At 27.2% G+C, this 11,513-nt stretch carries 9 protein-coding genes and 1 tRNA gene; 8 read left to right on the top strand and 2 right to left on the bottom strand.

Going from position 1 to position 11,513, the window contains the following annotated elements; all coding sequences use genetic code 4:
• Positions 1 to 7 precede the first annotated feature (7 nt).
• The gene (locus E7Y35_RS02145; protein ID WP_283272702.1) at positions 8 to 610 is read left to right on the top strand and encodes a deoxynucleoside kinase; all 603 of its coding nucleotides are present in this window, start codon (positions 8 to 10) and stop codon (positions 608 to 610) included.
• 42 nt (positions 611 to 652) lie between these two features.
• Here the strand turns inward: E7Y35_RS02145 and E7Y35_RS02140 are convergent, their stop codons facing one another.
• Positions 653 to 1,216: an inorganic diphosphatase gene (locus E7Y35_RS02140; RefSeq protein WP_283272701.1), complete on the bottom strand. Its 564-nt coding sequence runs from the start codon at positions 1,214 to 1,216 to the stop codon at positions 653 to 655.
• A 156-nt stretch (positions 1,217 to 1,372) separates the two neighbouring features.
• Between E7Y35_RS02140 and E7Y35_RS02135 the strand changes: the two genes are divergently transcribed.
• From E7Y35_RS02135 to tig, 6 genes are all read left to right on the top strand, one after another.
• The gene (locus E7Y35_RS02135; protein WP_283272700.1) at positions 1,373 to 3,013 is read left to right on the top strand and encodes a lipoprotein; all 1,641 of its coding nucleotides are present in this window, start codon (positions 1,373 to 1,375) and stop codon (positions 3,011 to 3,013) included.
• Between the two features lie 310 nt (positions 3,014 to 3,323).
• A complete protein-coding gene (locus tag E7Y35_RS02130) occupies positions 3,324 to 4,790 on the top strand; it encodes a hypothetical protein (protein ID WP_283272699.1) in 1,467 nt (488 codons plus the stop codon).
• Between the two features lie 245 nt (positions 4,791 to 5,035).
• Entirely contained in the window at positions 5,036 to 5,740 is a 705-nt protein-coding gene (locus E7Y35_RS02125) for an ECF transporter S component (protein ID WP_283272698.1), read from the top strand.
• A 58-nt stretch (positions 5,741 to 5,798) separates the two neighbouring features.
• Positions 5,799 to 5,875, top strand: a tRNA-Arg gene (locus E7Y35_RS02120).
• A gap of 111 nt (positions 5,876 to 5,986) precedes the next feature.
• A complete protein-coding gene (locus E7Y35_RS02115; protein WP_283272697.1) occupies positions 5,987 to 6,745 on the top strand; it encodes a DUF3196 family protein in 759 nt (252 codons plus the stop codon).
• A 116-nt stretch (positions 6,746 to 6,861) separates the two neighbouring features.
• Positions 6,862 to 8,157, top strand: coding sequence for a trigger factor (gene tig / locus E7Y35_RS02110; protein ID WP_283272696.1), 1,296 nt, complete (start codon positions 6,862 to 6,864; stop codon positions 8,155 to 8,157).
• 27 nt (positions 8,158 to 8,184) lie between these two features.
• On the opposite strand, the gene msrB is transcribed toward tig, so the two are convergent.
• A complete protein-coding gene (gene msrB / locus E7Y35_RS02105) occupies positions 8,185 to 8,622 on the bottom strand; it encodes a peptide-methionine (R)-S-oxide reductase MsrB (RefSeq protein WP_283272695.1) in 438 nt (145 codons plus the stop codon).
• A gap of 246 nt (positions 8,623 to 8,868) precedes the next feature.
• Between msrB and lon the strand changes: the two genes are divergently transcribed.
• Positions 8,869 to 11,187 carry an endopeptidase La gene (lon, locus tag E7Y35_RS02100; RefSeq protein WP_283272694.1) on the top strand — a complete coding sequence of 773 codons (2,319 nt, stop codon included), beginning with the start codon at positions 8,869 to 8,871 and terminating at the stop codon, positions 11,185 to 11,187.
• Positions 11,188 to 11,513 lie beyond the last annotated feature (326 nt).

Raw genomic sequence — 11,513 nt, 5'->3', positions numbered from 1 at the left:
AAATATAATGCGAATTACATTAGCTGGAGTTGTTGGAGTTGGAAAATCAACTGTTAGTAAAATGTTAGGAGAAAAACATCAGTATATGGTGATGGATGAACCAGTTGAAGAAAATCCATATTTAGATCAATATTATGCAGATCCCAAGGATATGGCTTTTAAAATGCAAGTGTATATGGTAATGGCCCGAAGTAAGCAATTAAAACAAGCAAAAATAACATCAAATATTATTTTTGATCGAAGTATTTTAGAAGATCCAATTTTTGTTGATGTTTTATATGAACTGGGATATATGAATAATACTGATTATAAAGTTTACAAAGAATTTTACGATGTTGTTGTTTTGCAAAGCTTATACTTAGATGAAAATATTAAGCCAGAATTAGTAGTTTACTTACGAGTTGACCCTGAGATTGCAATAGAACGAATTATCAAAAGAGGACGTGCTAGTGAACAAAATGTTGGCAGTGCTTATTGAACATTATTAAATCGTAAATATGAAGAATGATATGAACGAGTAAAAGACAAGTTTAACTTTTTAGTAATTGATGCAAATAATAAAACACCAGAAGAAATTGTGGCAATAATTTCAGAAAAGTTAACTGCTTAATTTAATAATAAAAAATACTATTGTTAACAATAGTATTTTTTATTAGGCTTGACCTAATCCTTTTTCTTTTCAAATTTGCATTACGGCATCTTTTCCTTTTGTTTCTAAAAGGTCTTTATATTCTATGTAGCGTTCTTGGCATTCTTTAATTTCTTTTAAAGCTTGGTCTAAACCACTTCATCCGTGAATTTTAACTTCTTTTTTCTGCAATGCTTTATATTGTAAGAAGAAGTTTTCAATTTCATCACGAAGATGTTGTGGAACATCTTCTAATGTTTGAATATGATTAAAACGAGGATCATCAGCAACAACTGCCATTAATTTAGTATCAATTTCACCATTATCAATCATATTAATTGTTCCTAAAATGCGAACATTAATTTGACATCCGGGAATTGTTGGATATGTAATTAGTGAAATAACATCTAGGGGGTCACCATCTCAATCTAAAGTATTTTCGATGAAACCATATTCACCAGGATAAAAATTAGCCCCATATAAAACACGATCTAAGAGAATACGACCCGTTTTAAGATCATATTCATATTTATTACTGCTTCCTTTTGGAATCTCGACTATAATTGGTAAAACATTATTTTTACTCATTGTTTTCTTCCTTTCATTAATTTCCTAATTATTAATATAACATAGAAAAATGATAATGTTATTATTTTAAATATTTTATTATTATCTTTTTACTTGCTTTTTTTTTTTTTTTTTTATAATAAAAAAGAAAAGTACATTAGTTTTGGAGGATTAAAAATGAAAAAATTATTAACTATTTTAGGAGCCTTAACGATAACTACTGTTGGAACAGTTAATATTGTTAGTTGTACGGTCAGGCCAAATGACAATAGTAGTGATACAAATGGTAGTATGCAAAATGATATGGCCATTTTAACTAAAATTGCTAGCAAAGTAAGTAAAAATATTAATGATTATGCCAATAATGGTAATTTAAAAGATTCAAATGCTTATCCGCAATTAGATTCTTTTTATGATTTAGTTTCAGAATCGCAACCAAGTATTGAAATCTCTGCTTCATCAGGTGATCATAAAGAAGGTTTAAGTATTATTAAAAATGGTTTAAAAGTAGTTTTTGAAAATGTTAACCAGCAAATAAAAGATGAATATTCAAATTATTATATTAATACAATGCCATTAAGTTTTGAAGAAACAAGAGATAAGTTTGTGTTAAATTATATTAATTTAACTAAAGTTGCTGAGATTACGGGAACAGATATTAGTAACTTAAAAACCGTTCAACTGCAATATAGTTTTATGTTAAATTTAGATTATAAAAAATTAAATCAAAAAATGCCCTTTACAATTTCATTTTTAATTTCTAATGATATTGAAAAAATTGGCAAGCTTGTTAATGGTACAATTGCAGAAGTTACAAAAGTTTTAGTTAGTTATTTTAAAGATTATATGAACATTGTTATTGATAAAAACAACGATTTTAAATCAATTTATAATAATTTTCAAGTTAATTATGTTGGAGATGTCAAAGCGTTAGATGATATTTTTGTGACTAAATTAGGTCAAAACATTAAAGATGATTCAACAATTTCGCTAAAGTTAAAACAAGGAATTGCTTTTGATGATACTGGTAACAAACGATTAATGAAAGTGGTGTCTTCAACAATTACAGCAGAGAATTCTGGACAAATTCCAAAGAACCTTGATTTAGGAAATTATCAACCAGCATTATGGGCGGGAGAAGGAGTTAATCCCACTGGATTGACAGCTAATAATTTTGTGAAAGCTTATAGAGAAAGTTTACCAGTTTTTAATGTTGATAAAGAAAATATGATGTTAGCAAAATTAAATGTTAATTTAAATTATATTAGTATTTATGGTTTGCCATTATCAGGAATATTAATGATTAATGATCAAATTTATGAAAGCAATATCTTAATTAGTCGGCAAGGGCTAAATAATAAATTAACTAATTTTGGGGAAATTATTGTTGCATTTCATAAATATTATAATATTGATATTCGCAAACGAAAAGGGGAAAATACTTGAAATAATACAATTAACAATTCTAGTATTTTTCATGTTAAAGATGTGTTATCAGATTTAAAAAATAATATTGATAGTAAGGATAAAATACTAAGAAAATTATTAAGTAATTTTAAAAAAAGTGAAGTAGCACAAGGATTAACTGATCTTAATTTATTTAATATTTATAATTTAATTGATGATACTAAGACACGAGTTGGTACTAATGGTTACACGAAGGACAAAATTATTTTTGATGTTAGTAATGGCTCATTTTGTTTAGCATTTTCTTTTGGAATAACAAGAATGGATTCAATTTTTTATGGAGCGTACGGTGCTAATAATGGGCAAGCGTCTAATCATTTTTGAAATGCATGGTTTTTAATTGACAAATAGTTTTAAAACTTACTTAATTTAATTATCTAAATTATAGTATGAAATGTAAAAGAGCAACTTAGATAAGTTGTTCTTTTAATAATATAATTGGGAAGCTTTATTTTATATTTATTCAAAAACTCTTATCATTCCAAGAAACAATTTAAATTTAATAAGTTTTGCGTTTTTTATCGTTTATCTTATCAAATTATTTTCTATTAAATATATAATTAACAAATAATTTGATAAAAATTACCACTGCTTTGTTATTTAATATTATTATATATAATAATTATAAATAAGAATATTAAATAACAAAAGGGGAAGTAATATGAAAAAAATATTAACAATGTTAACAGCTTTTATGTTAACAATAGCAAGTACAACTAGCATACTTAGTTGTACAAAAACCGGGGAGGTAGCAGAAAAAAAGATTCAAGCTGATTATACAGTTAATGTTCTGCTAACTTCTAACGATAAATTACATGTTCCATTAGATGAATTAATTAAACAAATTAGGGACACAATTATGCAAAGTAAATTGCCATCAATAATAAAAAAAATCGCAGTTGAAAAAATAACAAATTATTTGAATTCAGGCGTTCATTTCCATATTGGGAATAGTATTGTTATTCAAAATCTACCATCATCTGATCAAAGCAATGCTCCATTAACAACTACCTTAAAAATTACAACCGAGTTAAAAGCAAATAATTCAACAGAAACTAAATTAGATTTAGCAATTGATGAAATAATTAATGTTGCAATTACTAGTCTTGATGGTTTGCATGCGGATGGTAGTACTGTAATTGCAGCGGTATCGAAGGCGCTTGAGACTTCACAAAATTTAACAACAGTTGCTAAACAAAATGCTATTAATGAATTTAAAAAAGTTTTTACTAGCACATATAAACCGCCCGCTCATTTTCATATTGGTGATAGTTTTATTTTAAAAGGAATTATTACTAATAATATTAGTAATATTAAAATAAACATAAAAATAGTAACCAAACAGTTTATTTTTAAAAATAAGGATTATAAGCTTTATCTTTATAAAACAGGAGACGAGTCATATACAACACAGGAATTTTTGCAAGTTCTTGAAAAATATTTGAGTCAAGATAATAATTTAAATAAAGATGAAAGTTTTATTAAATTAGTGCTTCAGAAAATGCAGCTTTTATTAAGTAAGACAACAGTTGTATTAAAAAATATTGCTTTAAAAATTTCAAATTTACCATTAATGGTAAATAATAAAAAAACAGTTCTTAATTTAATTGTACTAATAAAGGAACAAAAAAATGATTCAGTTGTTCCTAATAAAATATGGGATATAACAATCAAATTAGATTTAAAAGATGAAAATAATAAGGCAAATCCATATTATTTTCGTGATAAAATTTCACAAGCCGTAACAGAATATATTGAAGAAATTCCAGCTCAATTTCATGGAAAAATTTATAGTAAAATAGATATGTTTGCTATGCAAGAACAAAAACAAGACCAATTAAAAAATAATCATATATATGAGATTAATAATATTACCATTGATGGCTATTGTTTAAAAATGAAACAATTATATGAAAAAGATGAGCAACTTTTTTTATTTGTTGATACTATTGAAAACCTAGAAGGTAATTTACTACCATTTGCTGACAAATATGGATGAGATTATATATATGAAAAAAACAATCAAAATGGATCAAAATACTATGTTAAAGAAACATTTGTTGGGAATGAAGAAATATTAGAGTTATCACAAACATTAACAATTAAAATAACATCAATTATTAATTAATAATTGATGTTATTTTTTATTAAATCAGCAGCAAAGAATGACAAGTTTAAATTAATAAACAATCTTTTATTAAACGCCAAAAAATTATAAAACAAAATAAGTGAATTAATAAAAAACAAAAAAATAGTTAAAATGATAATTAATTTAAGAAACAAATTAATAGATTCAATTCTAATCTTTGCAACTTTTTTATTCTAAAATTTGGTATATTATAAAAAATAATTTATAATTATAAAGGTGATAAAATGGAAATCAAAACAAAAAGATTATTTTCTTTAGATACTAAAAAAGTTGCAGCAATGGCAATTATTATTGCGTTGTATGTTTTGCTATCATGACTAAGCAAAATATTGAACTTAGCAGTTTTTCCTGTTGCCCCGTTCTTAAAAATCGAACTAACTGATTTTTTAATGCTATTGGCGGTTCGGTTGGTTGGAATTATTTATGCCAGTATTTTAACAATTAGTGTTAGTTGGTTACGAATGGCTTATTTAGGTGATGGTCCAATTGATGCTTTTGCTTTAATGTTAGCAGATTTAATCTTTTTAATTGCATTTTGATTAGGTGATGTTTTTCTTCGCAGGGGAATTAATCGTTTAATTAAAAGTAAAGCTTCAAAAAAGGCGGATTATTTAATTACAACAGGGAATGTTATTTTAGCAATTATAATCGTTTCACTTTTAATGACCTTGTTTAATTGGTTGTTTATTTATGATATGTATGCCCGTTTCTTAAATTATACACCAGAAGCAATTCAATGATTTAAAAGTATTTTAGTACCAGTAATTATTCCATTTAATTTATTAAAATTTACAATTAATGGTGCAGTTTTCATTGCAATTTATCGTGCTATTATTCATTTAGAAAAACAATTTGCTGTAGTAAAAGTAAGTTCAAAGCCAAAAGAACCATTTTATGGTTTTGATATTGTGGATGAAATTTATTTTTAAAAAGCAAACTTATTTTATTGAAAATAATCTTTAATATATGTTATGATTCTTATGGTATGCCCACGTAGCTCAGTAGGATAGAGCATGCGCCTTCTAAGCGTAGGGTCGTGAGTTCGAATCTCTCCGTGGGCGCCATTTTAATTGCAATAAAGGATAACCTTATTTAAGTTATTAAATAAGGTTTTATTTTTTTAAAAATTGCTATAATAATACTAAATAATAAATAAAATGAGAGGAAGGTATTGAATGTCAACATCATTAAATTATTACGATGAATTAGTCAATGAAATTGAAATATTGATTGATAATAATGATTATAGTGAGGCTCTTGTGAAAATTAAAACAGAGTTAACAATGCCATATATTCCTCAACATATTGAAAAAATGTTAGAAGCATTATTAAAAGAAGTTAACGTTAAAATGTTTGAACAACAGCCAAATACTAATACAACTTGGTCACTTGCAAAAATCACTGAGATATTAACAAACTCAACCGATGAAGAAACACAATTATTGGCTTTTCATTATTTAAAAGATCAAAACTTACGTAAAATTTTGCCAGTAATTCGTGAATATTTTATGAACAAAAAGGTTTCAAATTTTGCTAAAATTTATTTGTTATATTTACTAAAAGAACAAGAAATTACCGAAGTTTTTCTGGTTCAGAAAACAAATGGTCTTTTTAAACTAAATCCACAGAAAATGATTCCTTATCAAGATGAACAACAAGTTAAGTTAGTGATGCAATTATTAGATCAATGAGTTTATAACGATAATCCTAGTTTATATCATACTTGTTTGTATTTATTAGAAACATATTATTATGATTTATATCCGCATTTTATTGTAAATAATGAAATTCAAGCGTTAGCGGTTGCTATTATTTATCAAGGGCAAGTAATGTATAATGAAAAAATTGATGTTACTGAATTGGCTATGCAATTTAATGTTGCTGTCCCAACAGTTCAAAAATATTTATTATCTTTAAATAATAAAAAATTGTAGGTTAAATATAACAATAAAACAATTAAAAATAAAAGAAAAATAGTAAAAAAGGTATTTTAAACCATTCTTTTTGTTATAATGGTTTATGTGAAAAATAGTTAGGTAAGGAGTAAAATATGAAATTTAAAGCAGAAAAAATTCAAGATAAAGGAATTGGAAAATGATATGTAACTATTGATGGTACAGAATGAACAGATTATGTTAAAAAAGCAGAAACTAAAGCAGCAAATGAGTTAGAAATCCCAGGTTTTCGTAAAGGAAAAGTTCCGGTTGATTTATTAAAGAAACATTTAACTGAAGCAAAAGTTTTAGATGTAGCGCATCATTTAGTTGTTAATAAAGCTTATCAATTTGCTTTTGATCAAAAATCAGAAATTGAACCATTTTCTTCGCCAACACCAAGTGTTAAAAAAATTAGTAAAACAGAATATATTTTAGAATTAGAATTTGATTTAAAACCAGAAGTTAAAATTAATAAATATACTGGATTTAAGCATGATCACTTAAAAAAAGAAAAAATTGAAGTTCAAAAAGAAGATATTGAAAAGAATATTGATCAACTACGTGATCGCTTTGCAATTTTTAAACCAAAAACAACAGCAATTGCCAAAGGAGATACGGTTATTTTTGATTTTGAAGGGTTTGTTGATGATAAACCATTTAAAGGTGGTAAAGCAACAGATTTTACTTTAGAAATTGGCAGTGGACAATTTATTCCCGGTTTTGAAGATGCAATGATTGGATTAAAAACAGGAGACCAAAAAGATATTAACGTTACTTTTCCTGCCGATTATCAAGTTGAAGAATTAAAATCATCTCCTGCAGTTTTTAAATTAAATATTAAAGAAGTAAAAGCAAAAGAATTACCAGCGTTAAATGATGAATTAGCAAAAGATATTAATTTAAAAGGAATTGATACATTAGCTAAATTAGAAGAACATGTTAAAAATAATATTCAAGAACAATTATTAAAACAAGAATACGATCATTTTATTAGCCATTTATTCCGTTTAATTGCTGAAGACTCAGAAATTGCATTGCCAGAATCAATTATTCGAAAAGAAGCTAATCAGTTAAAACATGAGTTTGAACAAAAGCTACAAGCACAGCAAATGGATATGAAAACTTATAAAAAACGAACAGGAATGTCAGAAGAAGATATTTTTGAGGAATTATTTAAAGATGCTAAGAATCGTTTAGAAAATGGGGTTATTGTTGATGCGGTTGTTCAAGCCGAAAAAATTGTTGCAACTCCCGAAGAATGTGAAGAACAATACGAAAAATTAGGAAAACAATTTGGAATTGATGGAAAAACATTGAAAGAAACAAAATTAGTATCAGAACAACAAGTAAAAGACCAAGTTATTCATGATAAAGTGTTTTCCTTTTTATATAATAATAACGGTGAATAAAATAAAACTAACAAAAAATTGTTAGTTTTATTTTATTAAGGGAATATATTCTTCGTATCCAGTAGCTGCCATTTTTGCTAGGGGAATAAAGCGCAAAGCAGCAGAATTGATACAATAACGTAAACCGCCATCAGTTTGTGGACCATCATTAAAAACATGTCCTAAATGAATGTTTGTTTTACTAGTGCGAACTTCTGTTCGTGTTATGCTTAAGGAATGATCTGGTTTTTCTTGCAATAAGGTTTTATCAATTGGTTTGGTAAAACTGGGTCAACCACAACCAGCATTATATTGCGTAGAAGAAACAAATAGTGGCTCACCTGATAAAATATCAACATAAATTCCTTTTTCTTGATTATTTCAGTATTTATTTTGATATGGTGGTTCAGTTGCACCGTTTTGTGTTACTTCATATTCTAATGATGATAAATCAGTAAGTTGCAATGTTGTTCAAGGTTTTTTCATGGAAAGCCCGCTTTCTTTTATTAAGATAATTTTATCATTATTAGGGTTAAAAAATTATAAATTTGTTATTTTTAACGGTATAATAGGTATTAACAATAATTTATAAAAATTAGCACTTATCTATTGCAAGTGCTAATTTTTTTGTTATAATTCTTTTGTAGTTCAAATTATATTACGATATCCTTTGAAATGTGATAAGATATTGTCAATATAAAGTGAAGGAAAGAAATAGGAGGTGTTTTGAAGATGGATTCAAAAACAACACAATTAAAAAACGTACCAGTTTTAGTAACACGTGGTAGTTATATTTTTCCAGGCTTTGAACAGGTATTAGAAGTAGGACGAGATAAATCAATTTTAGCAGTGAATACTGCAAATAAGGATTTTGATAATCATATTGTTTTAGTTAGTCAAAAAAAACCATTAGAAGATGATCCAAAATTATCTGAAATTTATCGGATTGGAATTTTAGCAGAATTAAAAATTCGTAAAGTATGAGAAGATGGAAGTTTAACTGTTAACTTTAAAGCAGTTGATCGGGTAAAAATTTTAGACTTACGAGAAGGTGAATTGTATGCTGCTGACATTGATATTTTAAAATCAATTGTTAATTCAGAAGATAAAATTGCCGAAAAAATTACGGCTAATATTAAAGAATTAATGGAATTACAAGATATTTTACCAGAAGATTTATTAGACCAAATTGGTGATTCAGTTGATGGAAATGAAGTTGTTGATACCATTGCGCAATTTTTACCATTTATTCCTGTGGCGAAAAAACAAGAAATTTTAGAACAATTAGATGTTGAAAAAAGGTTACAAATTATTTTTGATCATTTAGTTAATAAACAACAAGCGAATGATATTGATAATAAAATTAGCAAAAAAATCAAAGAGCGTGTTGATGAACAACAACGAGAATATTATTTACGTGAAAAGTTAAAAGCGATTAAGGATGAATTAGGCGAATTTGATGATGCAGCTGATGAAATGAAAACATATAAAGAACGCTTAGCAAAAGAACCATTCCCGAAAAATATTAAGGAACGAATTGAACAAGAAATTACACGCTATGAAGCATTGCCACAAGCATCAAGTGAATCAAACATTATTCGTACCTATATTGATTGAATGATGCAAGTGCCATGATGAGAAAAAACTGAAGAAAAAAATGATTTAAAGTTTGCCCAAGAAGTGTTAGATAAATATCATTTTGGGTTAGACAAAGTTAAAGAACGTATTATTGAATACTTGGCAGTAAAGACAATGACTAATTCTTTAAAAGGACAAATTATTTGTTTAGTTGGGCCACCAGGGGTGGGGAAAACTAGTTTGGCAAAATCAATTGCGGAAGCAACTGGTCGTAACTTTGTTAAAATGGCCTTAGGTGGTGTTAAAGATGAATCAGAAATTCGTGGTCATCGGAAAACATATATTGGGGCAATGCCAGGTCGCATTATTCAATCAATGAAACGCGCAAAAACAACAAATCCATTATTTTTATTAGATGAAATTGATAAAATGGCGTCTGATTACCGTGGTGATCCAGCTAGTGCAATGTTAGAAGTGTTAGATCCAGAACAAAATGCAACCTTTTCTGATCATTATTTAGAAGAAAACTATGATTTAAGTAATGTTATGTTTATTGCAACCGCAAACTATTATGATAATATTCCTGAAGCATTAATTGACCGTATGGAAATTATTCAGTTATCATCATATACTGAATTAGAAAAATTCCATATTGCAAGAGATTATTTAGTACCAAAAGTATTAAGCAATAATGGTTTAGCAGATGGTCAATTAACAATTACTGATGATGCGATTAACGAAGTGATTAAATACTATACAAGAGAAGCTGGGGTTCGTCAATTAGAACGTGACTTGAATGCGGTTGCTCGGAAATTTATTGTTAAATTCTTAAATAAAGAAATGACTAATTTAACTGTAACAGCTAAAATTGTTAATGAGTTATTAGGAAAACGTCGTTTTGAACATACTGAAAAAGAAAAAGAATCACAAGTTGGAGTTGTAACTGGTTTAGCATATACCCAATTTGGTGGTGATATTTTACCAATTGAAGTTAATAGTTTCTTAGGAAAAGGTTCATTAGTTTTAACTGGAAAACTAGGGGATGTAATGAAAGAATCAGCATCAATTGCCCTTGACTATGTTAAAGCAAATTCTGATAAATTTGGGATTAGTGCAAAATTCTTTGAAACACATGATATTCATATTCATGTTCCAGAAGGAGCTGTGCCAAAAGATGGCCCATCAGCAGGGATTACTTTAACAACAGCAATTATTAGTGCTTTAAGTAATCGCCCAGTTTCAAAAGATATTGGAATGACTGGAGAAATTACCTTGCGAGGACAAGTTTTACCAATCGGGGGATTACGAGAAAAATCAATTTCTGCTAATCGAAGTGGCTTAAAAACAATTTTAATTCCAAATAAGAACATTAAAGATATTGAAGATATTCCAAAAGAAGTGCAAGAAACATTAAAAATTATTCCTGTTTCAACTTATGATGAAGTATTTAAAAATGTTTTTGGCACAAATTAAACTGACATATTATTAAAATTTCGGACATACAAAACAAACAAAATTAATTACTTGTATAATTTTACTCTTTTTGTCATAGAGTATCTATCTCATTTTTTACAAATATTAACAATTTCATCAATATTTTTGTTAATATTTGGATAGAAGGCTTCACATTTTAGACGGTTGTGTTTGCTTTCTTTTACAGTATTATCATACGGGTTACCTTTACGAGAGAAATCTAGAGTAATTTTGTTTTTATGACAGAATTCTCTAAATTTCTCGCACGTATAAACTGATGCTTGATCTAAATATAGTAATATATTTAGATCTTTTTTATTTTCAAC

Origin of the sequence: Spiroplasma sp. SV19, assembly GCF_030060925.1 — a bacterium.
Classification (GTDB): Bacteria; Bacillota_I; Bacilli_A; order Mycoplasmatales; family Mycoplasmataceae; genus Spiroplasma.
Note: the sequence above shows the minus strand (reverse complement) of the source record. Positions and strands in the feature narration are given on the sequence as shown.